At 61.5% G+C, this 26565-nt stretch carries 19 protein-coding genes; all 19 read left to right on the forward strand.

The window, feature by feature from the left end:
- Nucleotides 1-44: 44 nt before the first annotated feature.
- The 19 genes from L6D89_RS06670 (at nucleotide 45) to arcC (ending at nucleotide 26513) form a co-directional block, all read left to right on the forward strand.
- A complete protein-coding gene (locus L6D89_RS06670) occupies nucleotides 45-3011 on the forward strand; it encodes a glycosyltransferase (RefSeq protein WP_236199165.1) in 2967 nt (988 codons plus the stop codon).
- Nucleotides 3008-3913, forward strand: coding sequence for an NAD-dependent epimerase/dehydratase family protein (locus L6D89_RS06675; RefSeq protein ID WP_236199166.1), 906 nt, complete (start codon nucleotides 3008-3010; stop codon nucleotides 3911-3913). The genes L6D89_RS06670 and L6D89_RS06675 overlap by 4 nt, the downstream gene beginning before the upstream one ends.
- A 2-nt stretch (nucleotides 3914-3915) precedes the next feature.
- Nucleotides 3916-5085 (forward strand): acyltransferase family protein, encoded by a 1170-nt coding sequence (locus L6D89_RS06680; protein ID WP_236199167.1) that lies wholly within the window; start codon nucleotides 3916-3918, stop codon nucleotides 5083-5085.
- Nucleotides 5086-5119: 34 nt separating this feature from the next.
- Nucleotides 5120-6154 carry a GDP-mannose 4,6-dehydratase gene (gmd, locus tag L6D89_RS06685; RefSeq protein ID WP_236199168.1) on the forward strand — a complete coding sequence of 345 codons (1035 nt, stop codon included), beginning with the start codon at nucleotides 5120-5122 and terminating at the stop codon, nucleotides 6152-6154.
- A gap of 67 nt (nucleotides 6155-6221) precedes the next feature.
- Nucleotides 6222-7376, forward strand: a complete 1155-nt coding sequence (locus L6D89_RS06690; protein WP_236199169.1) for a glycosyltransferase family 4 protein — start codon at nucleotides 6222-6224, stop codon at nucleotides 7374-7376.
- 96 nt (nucleotides 7377-7472) lie between these two features.
- Nucleotides 7473-8615 (forward strand): glycosyltransferase, encoded by a 1143-nt coding sequence (locus L6D89_RS06695; RefSeq protein ID WP_236199170.1) that lies wholly within the window; start codon nucleotides 7473-7475, stop codon nucleotides 8613-8615.
- Between the two features lie 161 nt (nucleotides 8616-8776).
- Complete coding sequence (locus L6D89_RS06700; RefSeq protein ID WP_236199171.1) at nucleotides 8777-9748, forward strand: glycosyltransferase family 2 protein; 972 nt, start codon at nucleotides 8777-8779, stop codon at nucleotides 9746-9748.
- Nucleotides 9749-9752: 4 nt separating this feature from the next.
- Nucleotides 9753-10811, forward strand: a complete 1059-nt coding sequence (rfbB, locus tag L6D89_RS06705) for a dTDP-glucose 4,6-dehydratase (protein ID WP_236199172.1) — start codon at nucleotides 9753-9755, stop codon at nucleotides 10809-10811.
- Nucleotides 10808-11713, forward strand: a complete 906-nt coding sequence (gene rfbD, locus L6D89_RS06710; protein WP_236199173.1) for a dTDP-4-dehydrorhamnose reductase — start codon at nucleotides 10808-10810, stop codon at nucleotides 11711-11713. The genes rfbB and rfbD overlap by 4 nt, the downstream gene beginning before the upstream one ends.
- Nucleotides 11710-12591 carry a glucose-1-phosphate thymidylyltransferase RfbA gene (gene rfbA / locus L6D89_RS06715; RefSeq protein ID WP_236199174.1) on the forward strand — a complete coding sequence of 294 codons (882 nt, stop codon included), beginning with the start codon at nucleotides 11710-11712 and terminating at the stop codon, nucleotides 12589-12591. Before rfbD ends, rfbA begins: the two co-directional genes overlap by 4 nt.
- Nucleotides 12591-13136 carry a dTDP-4-dehydrorhamnose 3,5-epimerase gene (gene rfbC / locus L6D89_RS06720; protein ID WP_236199175.1) on the forward strand — a complete coding sequence of 182 codons (546 nt, stop codon included), beginning with the start codon at nucleotides 12591-12593 and terminating at the stop codon, nucleotides 13134-13136. Before rfbA ends, rfbC begins: the two co-directional genes overlap by 1 nt.
- Nucleotides 13137-13200: 64 nt before the next feature.
- Nucleotides 13201-17175, forward strand: a complete 3975-nt coding sequence (locus L6D89_RS06725; protein ID WP_236199176.1) for a rhamnan synthesis F family protein — start codon at nucleotides 13201-13203, stop codon at nucleotides 17173-17175.
- A 19-nt stretch (nucleotides 17176-17194) separates the two neighbouring features.
- Nucleotides 17195-17806, forward strand: a complete 612-nt coding sequence (gene cysC, locus L6D89_RS06730; protein ID WP_236199177.1) for an adenylyl-sulfate kinase — start codon at nucleotides 17195-17197, stop codon at nucleotides 17804-17806.
- A 48-nt stretch (nucleotides 17807-17854) separates the two neighbouring features.
- Complete coding sequence (locus L6D89_RS06735; protein WP_236199178.1) at nucleotides 17855-19654, forward strand: sensor histidine kinase; 1800 nt, start codon at nucleotides 17855-17857, stop codon at nucleotides 19652-19654.
- A complete protein-coding gene (gene dctD / locus L6D89_RS06740) occupies nucleotides 19651-21045 on the forward strand; it encodes a two-component system response regulator DctD (protein WP_236199179.1) in 1395 nt (464 codons plus the stop codon). Before L6D89_RS06735 ends, dctD begins: the two co-directional genes overlap by 4 nt.
- A gap of 586 nt (nucleotides 21046-21631) precedes the next feature.
- Nucleotides 21632-23083 (forward strand): arginine-ornithine antiporter, encoded by a 1452-nt coding sequence (gene arcD / locus L6D89_RS06745; RefSeq protein WP_233297491.1) that lies wholly within the window; start codon nucleotides 21632-21634, stop codon nucleotides 23081-23083.
- A 16-nt stretch (nucleotides 23084-23099) separates the two neighbouring features.
- A complete protein-coding gene (arcA, locus tag L6D89_RS06750; RefSeq protein ID WP_045215707.1) occupies nucleotides 23100-24356 on the forward strand; it encodes an arginine deiminase in 1257 nt (418 codons plus the stop codon).
- A gap of 141 nt (nucleotides 24357-24497) precedes the next feature.
- Nucleotides 24498-25508, forward strand: a complete 1011-nt coding sequence (locus L6D89_RS06755) for an ornithine carbamoyltransferase (protein WP_065086518.1) — start codon at nucleotides 24498-24500, stop codon at nucleotides 25506-25508.
- Between the two features lie 72 nt (nucleotides 25509-25580).
- Nucleotides 25581-26513, forward strand: a complete 933-nt coding sequence (gene arcC, locus L6D89_RS06760; RefSeq protein WP_054908066.1) for a carbamate kinase — start codon at nucleotides 25581-25583, stop codon at nucleotides 26511-26513.
- Nucleotides 26514-26565: the final 52 nt, after the last annotated feature.

Consider the following 26565-nt stretch of genomic DNA (forward strand, 5'->3'; position numbering starts at 1 on the left):
GTACTTTGAACACGAATAGCATTTGGCTGGACATCACTACTTCCATGCAATGGCCTGGTGGCGTCGTCGGAATCGTGCGCGCGGAACTTGAAGTGGCCGCAGCACTGAATCGGCAGTTCCCGGAACTGCGCTTCAGCATGTTCAGTAATGGACGTTTCGTCGAGATCGCCAAAAGCGAACTGCTTTGGCTCCACGGCGAGCACAACGTCGCCGAAAAATATCTTGAGACGCGCAACCAGAAAGGCCAGCAGTTGGCCAAACTAGAAGCGGCCGAACAGAACAGCAAAGTAGACAACTACCTGGCCAACCTGAAGGCCGAGACTCCTAGCCGCTCGCTGCGCCTTGAGCGTGCGATGCTGCTAGCGGCCAGTGCCCTGCCGTATCGCTATCAACCCACCGGACTCGCGCTGAGCTGGCTGCCGCGCAAGGCATTGGGTGCGGCCATTCGCAGCTACAGTCTGCTACGCAAAGCGTTGCCCAGTGCTCCGGTTCAGAGCGTTGCGCCAGTTGCGGCTCCACTGTCGGCAGTTGCCCCCCTCAGCTATCCGTACAAGAGCGGCGACCTGGTCGTCTGTCTAGGCTGGCTCGACAGCGGCAAGGAGCGTTTCTATACCCAGGTGAAGGAGCGCGAGCCGGGCGTGGCACTGGCTTACATGTGCTACGACACCATCCTCCTGGGCGAATCCACCCACCACCTCTATCGCCCCCAAGAAGAAGAAAGCTTCCGCACCTACTTCAAATGGATTTCGGAGAACTGCGACTTCATCCTTTATGGCGGCCGCAGCCCGCAGCGCGATGGCGAGTACTACCAGAAGAAATTCGGCTGGCCGACGCCGGCTAGTATCGCCATTCCTTACGGCGGTACCGATCTCACCAAGAAGACCGGCGATGGCGACGACCAGCAACTGCTGAAGAGCATTGGCATCGAAGGCCCGTTCATACTCACCGTCGGCACAGTGGAGGTGCGCAAGAACCACGACACGCTCTACAAGGCTTATGTGTCGCTCATCGAGCGCGGCGCCAAGAACCTGCCCACCATGGTCTTCGCCGGCAAGCCGGGGTGGCGTACGGGCGACCTGATCGACACCATCAAGCGCGACCCTCGCGTGGCCGGCAAGCTCCTGGTCCTGTCGCCCAGCGATGCCGAACTGGATGCGCTGTATCGCAATTGCCTCTTCACCATGTTGCCCAGCTTCTATGAAGGCTGGAGCCTGCCGATGCCCGAAGGCCTCAGTTACGGCAAGTTGTGCCTGGCGTCGGATGTCGAACCGCTGCGCGAAATCGGCGGCACGTTCCCCGACTACATCCACCCGCTAGATGTGATGGGCTGGGCCGATCGCATCGAGTACTACAGCAACCACCCTGAAGCCCTGCGCGAGAAAGAGCAGAACATCCGCGACAACTGGCAGGGCACCTCCTGGGAAAAATGCGGCGCCGACGTACTTGAAGCCATTCGCAGCTTCGCCACCATCGCCCAGACCCGTCGCCGTACCGGCCATCTGTGGGTGGACCTGACGCTGTCCTATGCCGTCTGGCGCGGTGGTGTCACTGGCATTATCCGCTCCGAGTTGATCCTCGCACACCACCTAGAGAAGCTGGTGCCGGGGGTACGTTTCTTCGCGTTCCACGAAGGGCGCTATTTCGAAATTCCCCGTGATCGCCTGATCTGGTTATTCGAGGATTCGGACGTCAACACGTCCTATGCGCACTTCCAGAAATTCTGGGGCGAGAAAGAAGCGACCGGGGAAGCGCACCGGATACCCAACTACGGTGTTCAGCAGGGCTCCGTCAGCCAAGCTCCCATTCTGCAACCTCACATCCCTGCGCTGGCCCACGTGGCCTCTCCGGCACTGACAGGGCGCGGTCGCCTAAAGATCGCCGCTGCCTATGTCGTCAGCGTTCTGCCCAAGGTCTTGCGCGACATGGCCATCAACTACGCCAAGCGCAGCGGCAATATCCCCGCCCACGCTCTGACAGATGAAGAGTACAAGCGCAACCAGGAAGCCAGCCCCGGCCAGGGCGATATCCGCATCGACCTTCAGCCATTGCTGGAAGGACCCGCGCAGAAGTTGCCGTTCGGCCGCGAAGATATGGTGTTCTCCGCCGGCATCAACTGGGACCCGAAACCGCTGGCCGAGATCATAAAGGCCAAACGCCAGTCGCCATTCCACTTCGCACAGATCATCTACGATCTGACACCGCTGAATACCCCCCACCTGCACGCCAAGGAAGCCTATGACTGGTACCAGAAGTTCTTCTACCTGGCCGGATTGGCGAGCGACAAGATCATTTATGGTGGCGAGACCGCGATGATCGATGGCCAGAAGTGGCAGAAAGATCATGGCTGGGAGGTTATCGGCGGCCTGCCGATCAAGTTCGGCTCCGACATCGCGCCGCACACCGATCACTCTCGCGATCAGCAATTGCTTGAGGAAATGGGCGTAACCGGCCCGTTCATCCTGAGCGTCGGCACGCTGGAAATCCGCAAGAATCACGAAACGCTCTACAAGGCGTACCTGAAGCTGCTGGAAAATGGGGTGGAGAATCTGCCTCAGATGGTCTTCGTCGGCGGCCCGGGCTGGAAGGCCCAGGACCTGTTCGAGGTGATCATGCGGGACGAGCGCGTCAAAGGCCGCCTGCTGATCCTGCGTACGACCGATCAGCAACTGGACGTGCTCTATCGGCACTGCCAATTCACCCTGCTGTCCAGTCTCTATGAAGGATGGAGTCTGACGCTTCCCGAAAGCCTGGGTTACGGCAAGTTCTGCCTGACCTCCGACGTTCCGCCTCTGCGTGAGACAGGGCGCGACCTAGTCGAATTCATCCATCCGTGGGATGTGGTCCGCTGGGCTGACCGCATCGCCTTCTATTCCAGCAACCCCGACGAACTGAAAAAGCGTGAAATCCGCATCCAGGAAGAGTGGCACACCATCACCTGGAAGGAATGTGCCTCGAATCTCACCGGCTATTTCCAACTGATAGCCCAAAGCAACTCGGAGGAAAAAGCATGAAAGGCTCCCGCGTTCTCGTCACCGGTGGCAGCGGTTTCATCGGCCAGTACCTGATCCATGAACTCAAGGAGCGTGGCGCCACGGTGCTTGGCACGTCCATGGGCATCAAGACCAACGACCTAGTGCCGATTTCGCTGTCGGACAAAGAGGGACTGACCCGCACGATTGAAGAGTTCGCCCCTGACTGGATTGTTCACCTTGCCGCCATTGCGCTGGTCACCCACGGCGACATCCAGCAGATCTACGGCGTCAACGTGCTGGGCTCCGAGAATCTCTTCGAAGCGGTATTGGCCGCCCAGATCAAGCGCCCCACCATGTTGCTGGCCAGCACCGCTGGCGTGTATGGAAACCAGAGCGTCGAGTATCTTTCCGAAAACCTGGCATACAACCCCTCCAACCATTACTCGTACAGCAAGATGGTCATGGAGATGTTGGCCAAGCAATACGCCGACGACATCAAGATCCACATCGTGCGGCCCTTCAACATCATAGGCTCGGGTCAGGCAGAATCCTTCCTGATCCCAAAGATTGTTCGCCACTTCGTTGACCGCGCACCGGAACTGAAGCTGGGCAACATCAACTCAGTCCGCGACTATGTCGATGTTCATCGCTGCGCATGGATGCTCGCGGAATTGATGTCGAAGAGACACGAGTCGCCATTTACGGTGAACCTGTGCTCCGGTCGGGGCTGGACGGGTTACGACGTTCTCGACTGCCTGACCGAGATCGCCGGCTATCGTCCTTCGATCGAAGTCTCGAACATGTTCGTACGCAAGAACGAGGTGTGGCGCCTGGTCGGTGACAACCACCGCCTGCATGAGCTGCTGCAGGTCAATCCGCAACTGCCAGATCTGAAGCAGATACTGGAGTCAATGTATAACTCCCTTAAGCAGGAAGCCTGAGGATGTGGGTCGAGCTGTCCTATTTATTGCTGACGATTGTCAATTTTCTGCTTGCTTGCCTGATCCTGACGTTTTTAGGCAAGCGCCTGGGTATCCATGAGTCGCAGCAAGCAGGCTTTTCCAGTTCTCTGGAAGTGCTACGCGGCATGGCTGCCTTCCTGGTATTCGGGGCGCACTCGACCATGTATTTCGGTTTGGCGCCCAAGCAGGTCATGGCAGCATCCATGGGAGAGCTCGGCGTACTGCTGTTCTTCATGCTCACCGGCCACCTGTTCTGGAGTCAGATCAAGGCTGGCAAGTACAACGGCAATAGCTTCTTCATCAAGCGTATCCGCCGTCTGGTCCCCATCATGCTGGTGGTGATAGCGACGTTCAGCTTCCTGGACTGGATCATGGGAGGCCTGCCGATTCCCACCGCCCAGCAACTGGTCAGCCTGTTCCGCAACTTCGGTTTCGGTTTCGGCAAGGTGGTGGCCAGTACCGGCGATGTGAACGACGTGTTCACCAAGGACATGTATCTTCGTATCAACACCATCTGGACGTTGCGTTGGGAGTGGCTGTTCTACCTCTGCCTACCGCTGGTGGCGGCTCTGGCACGCTTTCGTTACGTCACCGTCTTCGCCATCGCCGTCGTGCTGATGTTCATGGATCCCTTCCAGATCACCAGCGGCGGTACCGATGCCGTCTTTGTCCTGGCCTTTTGGCTAGGCGCCCTGAGTCGCTCCCTGGAAGATTTCAGCGGCAGCTGGTTAGCACCCTTGTTCACTCGGTCGGGTAGCGTGCTCGCCCTGCTTATCGGCATTGCGGCAACCGGTTACTATCTGCTCGGCGGGCCAGAATTGGCCCAGAAGAGCGTTCGCGTTCCAGTGATGGTCTTCACGATCTTCCCGGTATTCCTCTACTTCGTCGTGAGCAAGCGATTCCCTGACCGTCTCGCCTTGCCCTCGTTCCAACTGGTAGGGAAGGTCAGCTACTCCTTCTATCTCTGGCACCTGGGCATCAACTACTTCGTGGTCCGCATCATGGCCCGGCTGTTCGAACAGCCCCAGTCGCCCACAGCATTCATCCTTACCTGCATGGCCATGATGGTCATCGGGGTAACGGTTTCGGCATTCACCTATCGCTTCGTCGAAGAACCATTCCTTAAAAAAAGCAAACACAACACCATCTGAATTCGCACTACAAAGGAGCTAAGCAGGAGGCTTTATGAAAACCGCACTGATCACCGGTATCACTGGACAAGATGGCGCTTACCTGGCGCAGCTGCTGCTGGAAAAGGGCTACACCGTCTATGGGACCTATCGCCGGACCAGCTCCGTCAACTTCTGGCGTATCGAGGAACTGGGCATCAGCCAGCACCCGAGCCTGCATCTGGTCGAATATGATCTGACCGATCTTTCCGCCAGCATCCGCCTGCTGCAGACCACCCAGGCCACCGAGGTTTACAACCTCGCCGCGCAGAGCTTCGTCGGCGTGTCGTTCGAGCAGCCAGCAACCACCGCCGAAATCACCGGCATCGGCGCTCTGAACCTTCTCGAAGCCATCCGCATCGTCAATCCGAAGATTCGCTTCTATCAGGCATCGACTTCCGAGATGTTCGGCAAGGTGCAGGCTATTCCACAGAAGGAAGACACCCCCTTCTATCCGCGCAGCCCCTACGGCGTAGCCAAGCTCTACGCTCACTGGATCACCATCAACTACCGGGAAAGCTATGGCATCTTCGGTAGCAGTGGCATACTTTTCAACCATGAGTCTCCGCTGCGTGGTCGTGAGTTCGTGACCCGCAAGATCACCGACTCCGTCGCCAAGATCAAACTGGGCAAACTGGACGTGCTGGAACTGGGCAACCTCGACGCCAAGCGCGACTGGGGCTTTGCCAAGGAGTACGTGGAAGGCATGTGGCGCATGCTGCAGGCCGATGAGCCGGACACCTTTGTTCTGGCCACCAACCGCACCGAAACTGTTCGCGACTTCGTGTCCATGGCCTTCAAGGCTGCCGGCATCGAAATTCGCTTCGAAGGTAGCGCCGAAAATGAGATCGGTATCGACGCCACCAACGGTAAGACGCTGGTGCGCATCAATCCGAAGTTCTATCGTCCGGCGGAAGTGGAGTTGCTCATCGGCGACCCGGCTCATGCGCGCAATACCCTGGGCTGGGAGCCCAAGACCACGCTGGAAGAACTGTGCAAGATGATGGTCGACGCCGACCTACGCCGCAACGAAGCGGGCTTCTCGTTCTAAGACCGCCTTGAAGGACGTGCCTGGCCAGGCACGTCCTTTCTTCACTCTTCATTCAAGGAGTCCTCGCATGCGCGTTGGTCTGGGAGTCACTGTCTGGGCCAAGGGCAGCATCGCTGGTCATCTTGATGGAATCGGCGTCTACACTCGCGCGCTCTGGTATGCACTGAGCCAGAACGCTCAGCAGAAAAACTCCGATCTTTCCCTATATCCCTACGCATTTGGCCGGCAGTTACCCGAGCTCGAATGTGGCCTGCCCGCAAAGCTGGGCGACCGATTTTCCATCCACGCCCTGCGCAGCACACTCTGTGGCGCCCCGGTTGGGCTCTCGGCGAAAACCCGCGAGCGGATCGAATTGTTCCACGCAACGGACCATCACATCCCTCAGCTACGAGGGGTCCCCGTAGTGGCCAATGTCATGGACCTGATTCCCCTCCTGCATCCGGAATGGGCAGCCTCGGGTCTTCGCTCGTTGAAAAACTGGCTGTTCACGCGGACAGTTCGCAGCGCCGAACACCTGATCACTATTTCCGAGTACAGCAAACAGGACCTGATCAATCATCTTGGCATCGCTTCGGAGCGAATCTCCGTCACACCGCTGGGCGTGGCGCCCGAATATTTTGAGAAAATTTCGCCCGCGGAAGTCACCCAAACGCTTGCTGAATTGCGCTTGCAACCGGGGTTCTTCCTTTTCGTCGGAACCCTGCAGCCGCGCAAAAATCTCTCGCGCGTACTGGCTGCACACAAGTCCCTGCCCGCAGACATCCGCCGACGCCACCCGCTGATCGTCGTGGGGAGAACGGGATGGAAGGCCGATGAGCTGCTAACGGAACTGCAGGACCTTGAACGTCGCGGAGAAGGAAGGCGGTTCGAATACCTTCCAGGGCGGACCGTCCGCGCACTGCTGCAGAGTGCCAGCACCCTGGTATTTCCGTCTTTGTATGAAGGATTTGGCCTGCCCGTGATAGAGGCGTTCGCGGCGCGATGCCCGGTCATTACTTCCAATACCACCTCGCTGCCAGAGGTGGCCGGCGATGCCGCGATATTGATCGATCCCACCCAGACAGATGCAATTGCCGCGGCCATGCGCCGGATCCTCGAAGAACCGGAGCAAACGGCGCTGCGCGCCGACCTAGGCCTGCAGCGGGCATTCAGGTACTCCTGGGAAGCCTGCGCGTCGGAGACACTGGAAGTCTATCGACGCATTCGTGCTTTGCACGACTAACGAGGCTGTCCTGTTTGACGTAGACCCTGTAACTTTCCGCGCCTTCAATTTCCGCAATCCGCCGCTACGCTGAGCAATATCCCCGCGAGATGAACAATGGCGAATAAACGCATACTGCTAGTCAACAAGTACTACGCTCCCTCAACCGGCGGGATCGAAACGGCGGTCAAGCAATACGCCCATTGGTATAACGAGCGCGGCTACCAGGTAACTGTTCTGTGCTGTGCCAACGTCCGCATGTTGCGCTCGCGTCTGGAGATGATCGATGGCATCCGCGTACTGCGCGCCGCCTCGCTGGGGAACCTGCTCTCGGTACCCTTGAGCTTCGCCTTCTTCTGGCATTTTCTTCTTCGAGGGCTCAAGGCTGACATCGTCCACATCAATCTTCAGTTCCCCTCGGCAAGCCTGGCGCTGCTCCTGACTCACTGGCTGATCCGCGGCAAGACCATCGTAAGCTATCACTGCGATGTCTACCGTCAACGCTACCTCAAGCGTGTCACCTACCTGTTCGATCGACTCGCGGTACGCAAGGCTGACCTGGTGATCACCGGCAGCCCCGCCCTGCGCGAGCACTCCGAAGTGCTCGGCGATATCGTTCGCGATATCCGAGCCATTCCCTACACCGTGAGCCTCAAACACATCGACGACTGCCTGTCGCGCAATCCTGAACAGACGTTACCCGTGCATTTCCGCGAGGAAGGCTACTGCGTCTTCTTCGGCCGTCTGGTGAGCTACAAGGGTACCGAAACACTGGACGCAGCCTTCCGCCAGCTGATGTCTCGTGGCGAGACGGTAAATCTGGTGATCTTCGGTATCGGACCGGAAGAACAGCGCTTCTGGAAGCTCGCCCAGGATTTCCCCGCCCGCGTGCACTTCATCAACGCCTTTGTCAGCGATACCGACAAATACCACCTGATAAAGGGCGCGAGGATGTTCCTGTTCCCATCGGTCTACTATTCAGAAGCTTTTGGCATTGCCCAACTGGACGCCATGGCGTGCGCAAGGCCGATCATCAACTGCTGGCTGCAAACCGGGGTAAATTGGGTGGCGCCCGAGGGCGAGGCCGCCCTTACCATCCAGGCAGGTAGCTCGGAAGAGCTTGCCCAGGCGATTCTTGCCCTGCAGAAAAATCCTGAACAAGTTGCCGCGCTTGGGAAAAACGGAAAGCGACGCTGCCAGGAGCTCTTTGCCGAAGAAGTGGTGCAGGCAAAATTCATCGAGTTAATCGATCAGCTCTGAACACATTGCGGCACCCGGGACCTGCTCGCTATCGAGAGAAAGAGGCGCCAGAAAAACTGACTGACCAGTCACTGCGAAGCAGGGTTGCCGGGGTGCATTGCAGACACTTATCCTGCTCGATAAAAGCAAAAAATAACTAATAAAAAGTAGGGGATCCCGCTTTGGAAAGACAGCTTTCTGCGCTTGCCATGCCTTTTGCGAACCCCAACCGCGTGGCCAAGATCGCCATTCTCCTGTCGACCTACAATGGTGCTGCCTATCTCAGCGAGCAGTTGGAGTCGCTTCTCTCCCAGACAGTGAAGGACTGGGTGATACACGCCTCGGACGATGGTTCGAACGACGCCACGCTGGAAATTCTGTTCCAGTTCCAGCGAAGAGTCGGTGCAGATCGTTTCCATATCCATGCGGGGCCGCGCCAGGGATTCGCCGCGAACTTCCTTTCTGCGCTCAAACGCACCAAAGACCAGGCCGAGTACTTCGCCTTCTGCGACCAGGACGACCTCTGGGAGCCGGACAAGCTCGAGCGCGGCCTGCAGTGGGCATCGTCCCAGCCGCCAGACAGCCCTCTTCTTTATTGCTCGCGCACCCGCCTGATCGACTCCAGCGGGCAGTGCATCGGCTACTCGCCGCTGTTCCGCCGGGCACCCAGCTTCGCCAACGCCCTGGTGCAAAGCATCGCGGGCGGCAACACCATGCTGTTCAACAGCGTGACTGCAGAGCTGCTCTGTCGCACTCCGCGCCACACACCAATAATCTCCCACGACTGGTGGGCATATATCCTGGTGACCGGTTGCGGCGGGTGCGTGAACTACGACGAGCATCCGGCAATCAACTACCGCCAACACGGCAATAACCTGATAGGCTCAAACTCCAGCGTCAGAGACCGATTTGTTCGTCTCCAACGCATGCTGAAAGGAACGTTCCGACACTGGAACGACGTGAACCTGGAGGCCGTCTCCCATTTCAGGGAGCACCTGACCCACGAGAACCAGCAGATCCTCGAGTTGTTCGGCAGCGCGCGCCGTGCGCCGCTGCATCGCAAGCTGTCGCTGATCAGTCAGTCAGGGGTTTATCGACAAACGCTTCCCGGCAACCTCGGTCTGGTTGCCGCATCGCTTATTCAGAGGCTGTGACCCAATGACGATCCTCGTAACAGGCAGCGCCGGCTTCATCGGCGCCAACTTCGTGCTCGACTGGCTGGGGGTTCAGGACGAAACCGTCGTCAGCCTGGACAAGCTGACCTATGCGGGCAATCGCGAAAACCTGGCGAGCGTGGATGGCGATGCACGCCATCATTTTGTGCACGGCGATATAGGTGATACGCAGCTGGTAGCGGCCCTGCTGCAGCAATACCAGCCTCGTGCCGTGCTGAACTTCGCGGCCGAGTCCCACGTGGATCGCTCGATTCTCGGCCCGGAAGACTTCATCCAGACCAACGTGGTCGGAACATTCCACCTGCTTGAAGCAGTGCGCGCCTACTGGAGTGCGCTGGACGAGCAGCGCAAGAGCGAATTCCGCTTCCTCCACGTATCCACCGACGAAGTCTATGGCTCCCTGGAGGCCAACGCTCCGGCGTTCACCGAACAGCACCCCTACCAGCCCAACAGCCCGTACTCGGCATCCAAGGCGGCGTCCGACCATCTGGTGCGCGCCTACCATCACACCTACGGCTTGCCCGTGCTGACCACCAATTGCTCGAACAACTACGGCCCGTACCACTTCCCCGAGAAGCTGATCCCACTGGTAATCCGTAATGCACTGGCCGGCGAAACACTGCCGATCTACGGTGATGGCCAGCAGATCCGCGACTGGCTGTACGTCAAGGATCACTGCAGCGCCATTCGCCGCGTGCTGGAGGCGGGCCAGGTGGGCGAGACGTACAACGTCGGTGGCTGGAACGAAAAAGCCAACCTGGAAGTCGTGCACCGCATCTGCGACACCCTCGACCAGGAGTCGCCCCGTGCAGACGGTCGCAGTTACCGCGAGCAGATCAGCTTCGTGAAGGATCGCCCCGGCCACGACCGCCGCTACGCCATCGATGCTTCCCGCCTGGAACGCGAACTGGGCTGGAAGCCGGCCGAAACCTTTGAAAGCGGTATTGCCAAGACCGTTCGCTGGTACCTGGACAACCAGGCCTGGGTCGAGAACGTCGCCAGTGGTGCCTATCGGGAGTGGCTGAGCCAGCAGTACGCATGAACGATATCCTGATCCTGGGCGCCAACGGCCAGGTCGGCTGGGAGCTGCAGCGCTCGCTGGCCCCCCTCGGCCGACTGCTCGTCTGTGACCGCCAGCGTGGCGATCTGGAAGACCTCGATGGCCTGCGAGCCATGATCCTCGAGCAACGGCCGGCGATCATCGTCAATGCCGCTGCCTACACGGCGGTGGACAAGGCCGAATCCGATCCGGAGCGCGCGCAGCAGGTGAACGCCGCGGCCGTCGGCCTGCTCGCCAAGCTGGCCGGCGAACTCGATGCCTGGCTGGTGCACTACTCCACGGACTATGTATTCGATGGCCAGGGCGACCGCCCATTCCGTGAAGATCACCCGACCGCGCCACTCAACGTTTATGGCCGGACCAAGCTGGCCGGTGAGCAGGCGATCCGTGAAAGCGGCTGCCGCCACCTGATTTTCCGCACGAGCTGGGTCTATGCGACTCGCGGCGCCAATTTCGCCAAGACCATGCTGCGCCTGGCCGGCGACCGCGACGAGCTGCGCGTGGTTGCCGATCAGGTCGGCGCTCCGACCAGCGCCGAACTGATTGCCGATGTGACCGCCCAGGCGCTCTCTACCCTGCGCCAGCATCCACAGGCGGAGCAGCTGACGGGGATTTATCACCTGGCCGCGGGGGGCGAAACCAGCTGGCACGGTTTCGCGCGTTTCGTCATCGCGGAAGCCACGAACCTGGGCATGTCCCTGCGCACGCCCGCCGAGCGGGTACTGCCAATTACCACGCAGGAATATCCGCTGCCTGCCGTCCGGCCTGCGAACTCCAGGCTCGACACGACACGACTCAGAGAGACTTTCGGCCTCACCTTGCCGGACTGGCAGTTCCACGTCCGGCGCATGCTGGTCGAACTGATTGGAAACAAGGCTACATGAAACGCAAAGGCATCATTCTCGCCGGCGGCTCCGGCACCCGGCTGCATCCGGCTACGCTGTCGGTATCCAAGCAATTGCTGCCGGTCTACGACAAACCGATGATCTACTACCCGCTGAGCACCCTGATGCTCGCGGGCATCAGGGAAATCCTGATCATCTCCACCCCACAGGACACGCCGCGCTTCCAGCAATTGCTGGGCGATGGCAAACGCTGGGGCGTGGAGTTGCAGTACGCGGTACAGGCGTCTCCCGACGGCCTGGCGCAAGCCTTCCTGATCGGCGAGGAGTTCATTGGTGACAACCTCAGCGCCCTGGTACTCGGCGACAACATCTACCACGGCCATGACTTCCAGGAACTGCTGGTCAGCGCCATGCAGCGCGATAGCGGCGCCAGCGTATTCGCCTATCACGTGCACGACCCGGAACGTTACGGCGTTGTGGAGTTCGACGGCCAGGGCAAGGCGATCAGCCTGGAAGAAAAACCGACCGCGCCAAAGTCCAACTACGCAGTGACCGGCCTGTATTTCTACGACAAACACGTAGTCGAGATCGCCAAGAGCATTCGCCCGTCGGCTCGCGGCGAGCTGGAGATCACCGACGTCAACCGTGCCTACCTGGAGCGCGGCGAGCTGTCGGTCGAGATCATGGGTCGCGGCTATGCCTGGCTCGACACCGGCACCCACGAATCGCTTCTGGAGGCCAGCCAGTTCATTGCCACCCTGGAAAACCGCCAGGGCCTCAAGGTCGCCTGTCCCGAGGAAATTGCCTTCCGCCAGGGCTGGATCAGCGCCGAAGAGCTGCAACGCCTGGCCGCGCCGCTCGCCAAGAGCGGATACGGCCTCTACCTCCAACGCCTTCTGACGCAAACGGTCTACTGATGAAAGTCACTCCGCTGGCGATTCCCGATGTACTGCTGCTGGAGCCACAGGTTTTTGGCGACAGTCGCGGATTCTTCTTCGAAAGCTTCAATCAAAAGAAATTCGAGCAGGCCGTGGGACACCCGGTCGACTTCGTCCAGGACAACCATTCCCGCTCGGCCCGCAACGTTCTCCGCGGCCTGCATTACCAGATTCGCCAGGCACAGGGAAAACTCGTTCGCGTGGTTCAGGGCGAGGTATTCGACGTAGCGGTCGACCTGCGCCGTGGCTCTCCTACCTTCGGTCGCTGGGTCGGCCAGATGCTCAGCGCCGAGAACAAGCTGCAAATGTGGGTTCCCGAGGGTTTTGCCCACGGGTTCGTGGTCACCAGCGAGAGCGCCGAGTTTCTCTACAAGACCACCGACTTCTGGGCGCCTGAGCATGAGCGCTGCATCGCCTGGAATGATCCGCAGCTGGCCATCGAGTGGCCATTGCAGGGCGAGCCCGAGCTGTCCGGCAAGGACCGCCAGGGCGTCGCTCTGGGAGAGGCCGAGCTCTTCTCGTGACCAACGGCCGCCTGCCTGAGGCGGCCAAGATCGACCATAACTACAAGAACGACGGAGATTCAGTGTGCAAGAGCGTCAACGAGCCATAGTCGTTCTCGGCATGCACCGCAGCGGTACCAGTGCGATTGCCAGGGGGCTCACGACACTGGGCGTGGAGTTGGGCGATAACCTGATGCCAGCGGCGCAGAGCAATAATGAGCGCGGCTTCTGGGAAGATCAGGAAATCGTCGACATCAACACCGATGTCCTCGAGGAACTCGGACACACCTGGCACTCGCTCAAACCATTGAGCGCGGAGAGGCTCGCCAGTTTCGAAGGTTCCGCACTGCAGAAGCGAGCGCTGGATTACCTTCGCGAGTTCTTCGGCCAAGCCCCGGTCTTCGGCCTGAAGGACCCACGCATCTCCCTGCTGCTGCCCTTCTGGCTGCGCGTCTTCGAGTTGGCCGGTATCGAACCGGCCTTCATCCTCAGCCTGCGCCACCCCCTGAGCGTGGCCAGCTCGCTGCACAAACGCGACGGTTTCAGCGAAGCCAAGGGGCTTTACCTCTGGCTCGACTACATGCTGCAAGGGCTGCTGCACAGCCGCGGCCAGCAGGCCGCCGTACTCAGCTACGACCGCCTGATGAGTGCGCCGGCCGAGCAGATACGGCGACTGGCCACGCAACTGAACCTGCCGGCTCCTGCGCAATCGGAACTCAGCGAGTACATCGAGAAGTTCCTCAGTGCCGATCTGCAGCACAGCCGTTTCCCCCGCGACAGTAATGAGCTGGTCGAGCGTGCTCCTGGCGAAGTCGTCGAATGCTTTGAACTGCTGCATCGCCTGGCCGACGACGAACTGGCCCTCGGCAGCCCCGAAGCCCTGCTGCAGATCGAGCGGCTGAGTGAACATTTCCGAGCGCTACGCCCCACACTGGAGGCCCTGCATCAGCAGGACTGCCTGCACCTCGCGGCGCTCCAGGAGTCGCGCGCCACCATCGACAGCCTGCAGTTCGTGATTGCCAAACAGAATCTGGAGCTGGAAGACGCGCAACAGCGACTGAACGATATTGCCCGCCTCACCGCCAACCTGGAGCACAGCGAATCGCTCCTGGCCAGCGCCCGTGGATCGCTGGACGAGATTCAGCGCTCGGTCTCCTGGACGCTGACCAAGCCCGTGCGTTTTGCCTCGCGCATGGCCCGCGGCCGACGCGGGGAAGCGCTGGTCAGCCTGCGCAACTACCTGCACCAGATCGGGCGCTCGATCTACTGGCGCATCCCGGCCGCGCAGCGCGAAAGGCTACTGCTGACTGCCTATCGCCGCTTCGGCTTCGCGTTCCAGGGACTGGGCCATTACGAACGCTGGAAGCGCCAGCTCGACCAGCAGGCGCAGCCGCCGGCACACTGGCCCACCGAGCTGACGGATATCTATCAGGTCGCTCCGTGCGAGGCGCTGGATGGCCGCATCGCCATTCACCTGCACATGTACTACTGCGATCTGGCCGAGGAATTCCGCGGCTACCTGAGTCACATGCCGTTCCCCTACGACCTGTACGTTTCGGTCAAGGACGAGGTGGGGCTGCGAGCCTGCAAGGCAACCTTCGCCAACCTGCCCCACCAGGGCTCCCTGCAGGTCGAGATCGTCCCCAACCGTGGCCGGGACATCGCTCCCATGTTCTGCCAGTTTGGCGAAGCACTGAAGCAGTACGACTATCTGCTGCACCTGCACAGCAAGAAATCGCTGTTCAACAACGGTGCCACCGATGGCTGGCGCGAGTACCTGTGCCAGAGCCTGGCCGGCAGCGAGCGGCAGATCCGCGCGATCTTCGAGTTGTTGTCGTCGCGCCAGGCCGGCATCGTCTATCCACAGAACTTCGAACGCCTCCACTACGTGGCCAACACCTGGCTGGCCAACCGCGCCATGGGCCACCAATGGTGCCAGCGCCTGGGTATCACCGACATCCCGGAGAGCTATTTCCACTTCCCCGCCGGCAGCATGTTCTGGGCCTCGCGCGAAGCGCTGGCGCCGCTGTTTGAAGCCGGCATCAGCCTGGACGACTTCGCCGAAGAGGCCGGACAGACCGATGGCACGTTCGCCCACTGCCTGGAGCGCCTGCTGGTGCTGACCAGCCGCAGCCAGGGCCTGCCTCCCGCCATCCTGCGCTGCCAGCACACAAACTCCTGGTCGGCCTGGCGCTTCGACACCTACCTGGCGCGCAACGAGCAGGACCTGCAACGGCAGATTTCCAACCCCACCATCAAGACAGTCGCCTTCGACATCTTCGATACCCTGCTGCTGCGCCCGCTGCTCGATCCGGAGTCGATCAAGCGCCTGACGGCCCAGCGCGTCGACAAGGGCACTGCGGAAAAATACCTGCGCTATCGGGCCATCGCGGAGGCTCGCGCCAGGGAGAAAGCCGGCCGCGATATCACCACTGCGGAAATCTTCGATGAACTGGGCCGCCTGGCCGGCATCGAGAAAGGTACCCTCCTGGCCCTGCGCCAGCGCGAGGAGGAGACCGAGTTCGCCTGTGTCACTCCGCGCCCCGACAGCATCGCACTGCTGCGCTATGCCAAGCGCCTGGGCAAACGTGTCGTGCTGCTCAGCGACATGTTCCTGCCACAGCCGGTGATCACCGCCATGCTGCAGAAGTCCGGCATCCTGCAGTGGGACAAGCTGTACATCTCCGGAGAAGTCGGAGTACGCAAGGATACCGGGCAGCTCTACGAGCTGGCCCTGCGCGAGGAGCAATTGCTGCCGGAGCAGATGCTCATGATTGGCGACAACGAGCGCTCCGACGTACAGATCCCCGGCGACATGGGTCTGGACCTGCTGCATGTGCTCAAACCGGTAGACCTCGCGCGCGGCCTGCCGCACTGGAGCCGCCTGGTGGAAAGCATCCGCGGTCGTGACGACCTCAGCGCCGAACTGGCCCTGGGCCTGCTGCTGCGCCGCAACTTCGCCAAGATCGCCTTTGGCACCTTCCGCCCGGCGGCCTTTTCCCAGGGCTCGGCGGAGTTGCTTGGATACAACGTGGTCGGACCGCTGCTCACCCACTTCGTGACCTGGCTGCGCGAGCGTGCCGAGCGCGATGGCACCGAGCGCCTCTACTTCCTCTCCCGCGAGGGCAAACTGCTCAAGGCGGCCTTCGATCTGTGGGACGAACACGAGCCCGGCACGGCATCGTCTCACTACCTGGTGCTGTCGCGGCGGGCAGTCAGCGTTCCACGTCTGCGTGATTTCGACGACATTCTGACCCTCGCCCGGCCCAACTACTTCTCCGGCACTCTGGAAAATCTGCTCGCCGCTCGCTTCGGTGTCGTTCTCGACGACGTCGAGCTGCACGACCTGGAAGCACGAGGTCTGTGGAATGCCGGGCGGTTGCTCGATATCGGCAACAACGACGTCAGCCATATCGAGCCGGTGCTGCGCCATCTGATGCCACGCATTCTCGCCCAGGCCGAACTCGAGGCCCCGGCACTGCAACGCTATCTGGAAGAATCCGGGCTGACCGACGAAGGCAAACTGGCCGTCGTCGATGTCGGCTACTCCGGCACCATCCAGCGCCACCTGAACGCCTGGCTGGAAAGACCGATCAACGGCTACTACATGGTCACCGACGAACTGGTCGATACTTTCGCTGGTCACTATGGGGTGATCGCTGACGGATGCTTCTCCGACCGCGTATCCCGTGCTACCCGTGGCAACTGCAGCCTGTTCGACCAGAACTTCCTGCTCGAGCAACTGCTCAGCGCCGACGACGCCCAGGTCAATCATTACCAGCTGGAAGACGACGGCAGCCTGGCTGCCCGGTTCCAGGACCTGGGCGATGAAGAGTTGGCCGCGCGGGATATCCGCCAGCAGATCCAGGGCGGGGCGCTGGCGTATCTGCGGGACGTACTGGACATCCGAGCGACCCTGCACGCAGATTTCCTGCCGCCGCGCGACTTGGCCAAGGACATCTGGGCGACCTTCAGCGTCAGCCCCGATGAAGAAGAACGTAAGCTGCTCAAGCAACTGGTGCTGGACGACCACTACTGTGGCCGCGGACTGGTCAGTTGAGCGAGCCAGAAAGGAACCCATGCAGAACATGAGCACCAACCAGAATATCCGCTGGCACACTGGCCGTCTGAGCGCCGAAGAACGTGCCACCCGCATGCGCCAGAAGCCGGCGACCCTGTGGCTGACCGGGCTGAGCGGCTCGGGCAAGTCCACCCTGGCCTTCGCCCTCGAATACACCCTGCACGAGTTGGGCTACTCCGCCGTTGTGCTCGACGGCGACAACGTCCGCCATGGCCTGTGCAAGGACCTGGGATTCAGCCACGAAGACCGCACCGAGAACATCCGCCGGGTCGCCGAAGTGGCGAACCTGATGAACGATGCCGGGCTGATCGTCATCACCTCCTTCATCTCGCCCTTCCGCGAAGACCGCGAGCAGGCGCGGCAAATCATTGGTGAGGAGCGTTTCCGCGAGATCCACCTGAGCACCGAACTCAGCGTCTGTGAAGAGCGCGATCCCAAGGGGCTGTACAAGAAAGCGCGTGCCGGCAAGCTGCCGGACTTCACCGGCATCGGCTCGCCCTACGAAGCGCCGCTGGAGCCCTTCGAACGTATCGACACCGACCACCTCAGCCTGGAGGAAAGCGTGGCGCGGCTGATGAAACTCCTGCAGTTGCAGCCCATCGTGCGCTGATCGGTGTAGCATCGGCGGCGGAAACAACCGTATGCGACGTACGCCGCCTTGAACCCACACCTCACCCGCTGGCGATCCCTGGCCCTGCTGGCGCTGCTGATCGCCCCGCTGCTCTGGCCTCTGCACTACTTCGCCGAGCGCTACTACAGCCAGCAACTGGCCGAACAGAACCAGCAGACGCTCGACCTCTACGTCGCCAACCTGCTGGGCACGTTGCGTCGCTACGAAGACCTGCCGCCCATCCTCGGCGAACTGCCCACCCTGCGCGCCGCCCTGCAGGCGCCCGATAGCCTGGCGGCACAGAACGCCGCCAACCTCGAGTTGCAACGCATCCGCGGGCGTACCGGCGCGGACGTCATCTACCTGATCCAGGCCGACGGCATGACCCATGCTGCGTCCAACTGGGACCAGGCAGACAGCTTCGTCGGCCGCAACTTCGCCTTCCGCCCCTACTACAAGGAAGCGACCCAGGGCCGCCAGGGCCGTTTCTTTGGCCTGGGAACCACCTCCAAGCGACGTGGCTACTACTTCGCCAGCGACGTGCGTGACGGCGGCAAACTGCTCGGCGTGCTGGTAGTGAAGGTCGACCTGGAGCACATGGAGCAGCTCTGGGGAAATACGCCGGAGCAATTGCTGGTCATGGACTCCAACGGCGTCGTCATCCTCTCCTCCAGCAATGCGTGGCGCTTCCACACTGGCAAGGAGCTCTCGCCTGCCAAGCAACGGGAGATCGCCGAAAACATTCCCTATCCGGTGCTTCACCCGGCGCCCCTGAAGATCGACCAACGCCGCTGGATCAGCCAGAGCCGCCATCTGCCGGAGACCGGCTGGACGGTAAGCATCTACACCCCGCGCACTCAGGTCGACGCACCCGTGCGCAGCGTCGTGCTGATCGGTGCCGCGACCCTGGTCACATTGCTCCTGCTGCTCTCCCTGCTGACTATCAGCCGCCGCCACTACCTGGAGAGGATCGCGCTCGAAGCCCAGGCCAAGCACGAACTGGAACTGCGCGTGCAGGAGCGCACCCAGGAGCTGGAAGGAGCCAATACGCGGCTGCTGGAAGAGATCAGCAACCGCGAGCAGGCGCAACGCGAGCTCATGCACGCCCAGGACGAAGTGGTGCAGGCCGGCAAGCTCACAGCCCTGGGCACCATGTCTGCAAGCATCAGCCACGAGCTCAATCAGCCACTGGCGGCAATCCGCAGCTACGCCGACAACGCCCGCGTGCTGCTCGACCACGAGCGCTACGACGACGCCCGTGGCAACCTGCAGCAGATCGGCGAACTGACCGGGCGCATGGCCTCGATCATCGGCCACCTCAAGGCCTACGCGCGCGGAGCTCGCCGTGCGCCAGAGAACGTCGCCCTGCAACCGGCAATCAACGACGCCCTGGCGCTGGTCGCCCAACGCCGCCAGGCGATGAACGTGGAACTGCTGCGCGACCTGCCGGATGCGGCGATCTGGGTGCAGGCGGGCGAGACACGGCTGCGGCAGATCCTCTCCAACCTGATCTCCAACGCCCTCGATGCCCTGACCGAGAAGGGCCTGCCCCGGCGAATCTGGCTGACCGCCGAGCAGACGCCGGAACGCATCATCCTGTCCCTGCGCGACAACGGCCCCGGGTTCTCCGAGGAGGCCCTGGCCCACGCCCGCGAGCCGTTCTTCACCACCAAGACCAGCGCAAAAGGCCTGGGCCTGGGCCTGGCCATCTGCGACACCCTGCTGCGCACGCTGGGCGGACATCTTGAATTGGGCAATCACCCCGAGGGCGGCGCTCTCGTACAATTGCACCTGTTGCCGGGCATCCCCGGCGTGACCCTGACGCCGCAAGAGGAAACCCGCGCATGAGTTTGGCCGAGCCGTTCGACTCCACCACCCAGGTGCTGCTGATCGATGACGATGCGCACCTGCGCCAGGCGCTCTGCCAGACCCTCGACCTCGCCGGCTTCAAGGTGGTTGCCCTGGGCGATGCGCGGCAGATCGACCCGCAACAGGCACGCGACTGGCCGGGCGTGATCGTCAGCGACATCCGCATGCCGGGCATCGATGGCCTGCAACTGCTGGAGCAACTGCACGCGCAGGATTCCGGACTGCCGGTGATCCTGATCACCGGCCATGGCGATGTACCGCTCGCCGTGCAGGCCATGCGCTCGGGCGCCTACGACTTCCTCGAGAAACCTTTCCCCAGCGATGCGCTGCTGGACAGTGTGCGTCGCGCACTGGACGTACGCCGACTGGTGCTGGAAAACCGCAGCCTGCGCATGGCCCTGACCGAACAGAAGGAAGTCCGCGGGCGTCTGGTCGGACAGTCGGCGCCCATGCAGCGCTTGCAGCAGCAGGTCGCGTCGCTCGCGGCAATCCAGGCGGACGTGCTGATCCTGGGTGAGACCGGCTCGGGCAAGGAGGTGGTCGCACGCGCCCTGCATGACCTGTCGAGCCGCCGCAACGGCCCCTTCGTCGCCATCAACGCCGGCGCACTGGCCGAGTCGGTGGTGGAGAGCGAGTTGTTCGGCCATGAGCAGGGCGCTTTCACTGGCGCGCAGAAGCGCCGTATCGGCAAGTTCGAGTTCGCCAACGGCGGCACACTGTTCCTCGACGAGATCGAGAGCATGAGCCTGGACGTGCAGGTCAAGCTGTTGCGCCTGTTGCAGGAGCGCACCGTCGAACGCCTGGGCTCCAACCAGCTCATTCCCCTGGATATCCGCATCATCGCGGCGACCAAGGAAGACCTGCGCCTGGCCTCCGATGAAGGCCGTTTCCGTGCCGACCTCTACTACCGCCTGAATGTCGCCAGCCTGCGCATCCCACCGCTGCGCGAGCGCGGCGATGACATCCTTATTCTGTTTCAGCACTTTGCCGAACGTGGCGCGGAACGCCATGGCCTGGCCGCTCGCCCCCTGGATTCGGCGCAACGTGCGCAACTGCTGGCACATGGCTGGCCGGGCAATGTCCGCGAGCTGCAGAACGCCGCGGAGCGCTATGCGCTCGGCCTGGACCTGGGGCTGGATGACAGCCATGGCCAGGCCATGGCCATTGCGCCCGGCGCAGGCCTGAACGAGCAGGTGGAGTCGTTCGAGCGCTCGCTGATCGCCGCGGAGATGAGCCGAACGCACAACTCCCTGCGCAGCCTTGCCGAGGCACTCGGCCTGCCGCGCAAGACACTGCATGACAAGTTGCGCAAGCACGGCCTGCTGTTTTCCGGCAGTGGCGGAAATTCCGCCGATGACACCGATGGCTGAGCAGAAATCCGCCGATCGCTTCGACTGCGACCAAGGGCGAACAGCGTCGCAGAGCGCTCTGGCGTAGTCTCCGGCTCTGGCACACACCTTGCTCTGCGACACGGGTGCGATTGCCTTGCGCATCACATCTCGCGACGTGCCCGCCACGCCGCGCCCGCCAGGCCACGAACCCGGCGGTGTCCTTCGGGCTTCTTGCCATCTCGCGCCTTCGCTTCGACAGGCGCACCGCCGGGTGCAGTGATCCTGCCCCGGCCAATTCCCTCCTCGCAGATCCTCGTTCAGGACATTCCTACATAGCGGTCCTGCGCCTGCCAACACCTCAGAATCCAGCGCTACCGCGCGCCCTGCGCGGGTCCGCAAATTCGGCTGCCATTCTGCGGTCATGAAAGCGCGCTCAAATCTTCACGAAATCCCCTCTAAATCGGGCGCTAATGCAAAACCTCTCCTATGGTTTATCCGGGGTGGGCAGAGCAGGAAGTACTGCCCAATACATTGGATAGCAAGCTATTGACCTGAATCAGGGGCGAGCCCCGGGGACAAGCGCCTAATAGCTTCACTCTCCAACTTCCTATAGGGAGATTCTTAAATGTCGCAAGAAAGCAGCCAAAAACTACGACTCGGCGCGCTGACAGCGCTGGTCGTAGGATCCATGATCGGCGGGGGCATTTTCTCCCTTCCGCAAAACATGGCGGCCAGTGCAGACGTCGGCGCCATCCTCATCGGCTGGGCCATCACCGCGGTCGGCATGCTGACCCTGGCCTTCGTCTTCCAGACCCTGGCCAACCGCAAACCCCAACTTGACGGCGGTGTGTACGCCTACGCCAAGGCCGGTTTCGGTGACTACATGGGCTTCTCCTCGGCCTGGGGTTACTGGATCAGCGCCTGGCTCGGCAACGTCGGTTACTTCCTTCTGCTGTTCAGCACCCTGGGCTACTTCTTCCCGATCTTCGGCAAGGGTGACACCGTCGCGGCGATCGTCTGCGCGTCGATCCTCTTGTGGGCCCTGCACTTCCTGGTGCTGCGCGGGATCAAGGAAGCGGCGTTCATCAACACCATCACCACGGTGGCGAAGATCGTCCCGCTGTTCCTGTTCATCCTGATCTGCCTGTTCGCCTTCAAGCTGGACATCTTCACCGCCGACATCTGGGGCAAGAGCAATCCTGACCTGGGCAGCGTGATGAACCAGGTGCGCAACATGATGCTGGTCACCGTGTGGGTGTTCATCGGCATCGAAGGCGCGAGCATCTTCTCCTCCCGTGCGGAAAAACGCTCGGACGTCGGTAAAGCTACTGTGATCGGCTTCATCACCGTCCTGCTGCTGCTGGTACTGGTGAACGTGCTGTCCATGGGCGTGATGACCCAGCCGGAACTGGCCAAGCTGCAGAACCCGTCGATGGCGCTGGTGCTGGAGCACGTGGTCGGTCACTGGGGCGCTGTCCTGATCAGCGTCGGTCTGCTGATCTCCCTGCTGGGTGCCCTGCTCTCCTGGGTACTGCTGTGCGCCGAGATCATGTTCGCCGCCGCCAAGGACCACACCATGCCGGAGTTCCTCCGCAAGGAGAACGCCAACCAGGTGCCGGCCAACGCCCTGTGGCTGACCAACATCTGCGTGCAGGTATTCCTGGTCATCGTGTTCTTCACCTCCGGCAGCGCCGATGGTGGCATGGACCCGTACACCAAGATGCTGCTGCTGGCCACCTCGATGATCCTGATCCCGTACTTCTGGTCCGCGGCCTACGGCCTGCTGCTGGCAGTCAAGGGCGAGACCTACGAGACCGACTCGGCCGACCGCACCAAAGACCTGATCATCGCCGGTATCTCGGTTCTCTACGCGGTGTGGCTGATCTACGCAGGCGGTCTGAAATACCTGCTGCTGTCGGCGCTGCTCTACGCGCCCGGCGTCATCCTCTTCGCCAAAGCGAAACATGAAGTGGGTCAACCCATCTTCACCAATGTCGAGAAGCTCATCTTCGCAGTAGTCGTGATCGGTGCACTGATCGCGGCCTATGGCCTCTACGACGGCTTCCTCACTCTGTAACTCCTGGAGACATCTCATGAGCACGGAAAAAACCAAACTTGGCGTCCATTCTGAAGCTGGCAAACTACGCAAAGTGATGGTCTGCTCGCCCGGACTCGCCCACCAACGCCTGACCCCGAGCAACTGCGACGAGTTGCTGTTCGACGACGTTATCTGGGTGAACCAGGCGAAGCGTGACCACTTCGACTTCGTCACCAAGATGCGCGAGCGTGGCATCGACGTCCTCGAAATGCACAACCTGCTGACCGAGACCGTCCAGAATCCCGAAGCCCTCAAGTGGATCCTCGATCGCAAGATCACCAACGACAGCGTTGGCGTCGGCCTGACCCAGGAACTGCGCGGCTGGCTGGAAAGCCTGGAGCCCCGCAAGCTGGCTGAATTCCTCATTGGTGGCGTGGCCTCCGATGACATCCCGGAAAGCGAAGGCGCGAAAGCGCTGAAGATGTACCGCGACTACCTCGGCCACTCCAGCTTCCTGCTGCCGCCGCTGCCCAACACCCAGTTCACTCGTGACACCACATGCTGGATCTACGGCGGTGTGACGCTGAACCCGATGTACTGGCCGGCGCGACGTCAGGAAACCCTGCTGACCACCGCGATCTACAAGTTCCACCCGGAATTCACCAACGCCGAATTCGAAGTCTGGTACGGCGATCCGGACAAGGACCACGGCATGTCCACCCTCGAAGGCGGCGACGTCATGCCCATCGGCAACGGCGTCGTGCTGATCGGTATGGGTGAGCGCTCCTCCCGCCAGGCCATCGGCCAGGTCGCCCAGGCACTCTTCGCCAAGGGCGCTGCCGAGAAAGTCATCGTCGCCGGCCTGCCGAAATCCCGCGCCGCGATGCACCTGGACACCGTCTTCACCTTCTGCGACCGCGACCTGGTCACTGTCTTCCCGGAAGTGGTGAAAGAGATCGTTGCCTTCACCCTGCGCCCGGACGAGAAGAGCCCCTACGGCATCAACGTCCAGCGCGAAGACAAGGACTTCATGACCGTCGTCGCCGAGAGCCTGGGCCTGAAGAAACTGCGCGTCGTCGAAACCGGCGGCAACAGCTTCGCCGCCGAGCGCGAGCAGTGGGACGACGGCAACAACGTGGTCTGCCTGGAACCGGGCGTGGTGGTTGGTTATGACCGCAACACCTACACCAACACCCTGCTGCGCAAGGCCGGTGTGGAAGTCATCACCATCAGCGCCGGCGAACTGGGCCGGGGCCGTGGCGGCGGTCACTGCATGACCTGCCCGATCATCCGTGACCCGATCGACTATTGATCCGCGGTCACACCAGGAACGCAATTACCTCCAACAGAGCGCATTGATCTGAAAAAGGCGGCCCTAGCCGGGGCCGCCTGCCCCGCCAGCCACGAGCTGTACTGACGAGGCCTAGCTTTCCATCCCACAAGGAGAACGAACATGGCTTTCAATATGCACAACCGCAACCTGCTCAGCCTGATGCACCACAGCACTCGCGAGTTGCGCTATCTGCTCGACCTGTCCCGCGACCTCAAGCGCGCCAAGTACACCGGTACCGAGCAGCAACACCTCAAAGGCAACAACATTGCGCTGATCTTCGAAAAGACCTCGACCCGCACCCGTTGCGCCTTCGAAGTCGCCGCCTATGACCAGGGCGCCAACGTCACCTACATCGACCCGAACTCCTCGCAGATCGGCCACAAGGAATCGATGAAGGACACCGCCCGCGTTCTGGGTCGCATGTACGACGCCATCGAGTACCGTGGCTTCAAGCAGGAGATCGTTGAGGAGCTGGCCAAGTTCGCCGGTGTTCCGGTGTTCAACGGCCTCACCGACGAGTACCACCCGACCCAGATGCTGGCCGACGTGCTGACCATGCGTGAGCACAGCGACAAGCCGCTGCACGACATCAGCTACGCCTACCTGGGTGACGCCCGCAACAACATGGGTAACTCCCTGCTGCTGATCGGCGCCAAGCTCGGCATGGACGTGCGTATCGCCGCACCGAAGGAACTCTGGCCGACCGACGAACACGTCGCCGCCTGCAAGAAGTTCGCTGAAGAAAGCGGTGCACGCATCACCATCACCGAAGACCCGAAAGAAGCCGTCAAGGGCGTGGACTTCATCCACACCGACGTCTGGGTTTCCATGGGTGAGCCGGTGGAAGCCTGGGGCGAACGCATCAACGAGCTGCTGCCGTATCAGGTCAACATGGACATGATGAAAGCTGCCGGCAATCCGCGCGTGAAGTTCATGCACTGCCTGCCCGCCTTCCATAACAGCGAGACCAAGGTCGGCAAGGAAATCGCCGCCAAGTACCCGAACCTGAAGAACGGCATCGAAGTAACCGAAGACGTCTTCGAATCCCCGTACAACATTGCCTTCGAGCAAGCGGAAAACCGCATGCACACCATCAAGGCAATCCTCGTATCGACCCTCGCCGACATGTAATGCCGGGCCGCCCCGGGGCCGCGCTCAAGCGCGGGCCCCGGGCGCGTTTCCACTCTTTCGGAGGTACTGAATATGCGTATCGTCGTCGCATTGGGCGGTAATGCCCTGCTGCGTCGTGGCGAGCCCATGACTGCTGACAATCAACGCTTGAACGTTCGGATCGCCGCCGAACAGATTTCCAAGGTCGCTCCCGGCAACGAGCTGGTGATCGCCCACGGCAACGGCCCGCAGGTCGGCCTCCTGGCCCTGCAGGGCGCTGCCTACGACAAGGTTGCACCCTATCCGCTGGATGTCCTCGGCGCCGAGACCGAAGGCATGATCGGCTACATGATCGAACAGGAAATGGGCAACCTGCTGCCGTTCGAAGTACCGTTCGCCACCATCCTCACCCAGGTCGAAGTCGACGCCAAGGACCCGGCCTTCCAGAACCCGACCAAGCCCATCGGCCCGGTCTACTCCAAGGAAGAGGCAGAAGCCCTCGCCAAGGAGAAGGGCTGGAGCATCGCCCCGGACGGCGACAAGTTCCGCCGCGTGGTCGCCAGCCCGCGTCCGAAGCGCATTTTCGAGATCCGCCCGGTCAAGTGGCTGCTGGAGAAAGGCACCATCGTCATCTGCGCAGGCGGCGGCGGCATCCCGACCATGTACGACGAATCCGGCAAGAAACTCTCCGGCGTCGAAGCGGTGATCGACAAGGACCTCTGCTCCTCGCTGCTGGCCCAGGAGCTGTCGGCTGACATCCTGATCATCGCCACCGACGTGGACGCAGCCTACATCGACTGGGGCAAACCGACCCAGAAAGGCATCGCCCAGGCCCACCCGGACGAACTGGAACGCCTCGGCTTCGCCGCCGGCTCCATGGGTCCGAAGGTCATGGCGGCCATCGAGTTCGCCCGCGCCACCGGTAAAGATGCAGTGATCGGCTCGCTGGAAAACATCGTCGCCATCACCAAAGGTGAATCCGGCACCCGCGTCAGCACCAAAAAGGCTGGCATCGAGTACCGTTAAGCCCTGCCCTCAGCAAAGGCAATATCGAAACGGGAGCCCGGAACGGCTCCCG

Source organism: Pseudomonas pseudonitroreducens, from assembly GCF_021603645.1.
Classification (GTDB): Bacteria; Pseudomonadota; Gammaproteobacteria; order Pseudomonadales; family Pseudomonadaceae; genus Pseudomonas; species Pseudomonas pseudonitroreducens.

Bases quoted from the DNA above. Each gene is read 5' to 3' on its own strand.
- rfbB (WP_236199172.1), top strand. From the start codon at position 9,753: ATGACGATCCTCGTAACAGGCAGCGCCGGCTTCATCGGCGCCAACTTC.
- arcD (WP_233297491.1), top strand. From the start codon at position 21,632: ATGTCGCAAGAAAGCAGCCAAAAACTACGACTCGGCGCGCTGACAGCG.
- L6D89_RS06690 (WP_236199169.1), top strand. From the start codon at position 6,222: ATGCGCGTTGGTCTGGGAGTCACTGTCTGGGCCAAGGGCAGCATCGCT.
- arcC (WP_054908066.1), top strand. From the start codon at position 25,581: ATGCGTATCGTCGTCGCATTGGGCGGTAATGCCCTGCTGCGTCGTGGC.
- rfbD (WP_236199173.1), top strand. From the start codon at position 10,808: ATGAACGATATCCTGATCCTGGGCGCCAACGGCCAGGTCGGCTGGGAG.
- L6D89_RS06675 (WP_236199166.1), top strand. From the start codon at position 3,008: ATGAAAGGCTCCCGCGTTCTCGTCACCGGTGGCAGCGGTTTCATCGGC.
- L6D89_RS06670 (WP_236199165.1), top strand. From the start codon at position 45: ATGCAATGGCCTGGTGGCGTCGTCGGAATCGTGCGCGCGGAACTTGAA.
- rfbC (WP_236199175.1), top strand. From the start codon at position 12,591: ATGAAAGTCACTCCGCTGGCGATTCCCGATGTACTGCTGCTGGAGCCA.
- gmd (WP_236199168.1), top strand. From the start codon at position 5,120: ATGAAAACCGCACTGATCACCGGTATCACTGGACAAGATGGCGCTTAC.
- L6D89_RS06755 (WP_065086518.1), top strand. From the start codon at position 24,498: ATGGCTTTCAATATGCACAACCGCAACCTGCTCAGCCTGATGCACCAC.
- cysC (WP_236199177.1), top strand. From the start codon at position 17,195: ATGCAGAACATGAGCACCAACCAGAATATCCGCTGGCACACTGGCCGT.
- dctD (WP_236199179.1), top strand. From the start codon at position 19,651: ATGAGTTTGGCCGAGCCGTTCGACTCCACCACCCAGGTGCTGCTGATC.
- arcA (WP_045215707.1), top strand. From the start codon at position 23,100: ATGAGCACGGAAAAAACCAAACTTGGCGTCCATTCTGAAGCTGGCAAA.
- L6D89_RS06695 (WP_236199170.1), top strand. From the start codon at position 7,473: ATGGCGAATAAACGCATACTGCTAGTCAACAAGTACTACGCTCCCTCA.
- rfbA (WP_236199174.1), top strand. From the start codon at position 11,710: ATGAAACGCAAAGGCATCATTCTCGCCGGCGGCTCCGGCACCCGGCTG.
- L6D89_RS06680 (WP_236199167.1), top strand. From the start codon at position 3,916: ATGTGGGTCGAGCTGTCCTATTTATTGCTGACGATTGTCAATTTTCTG.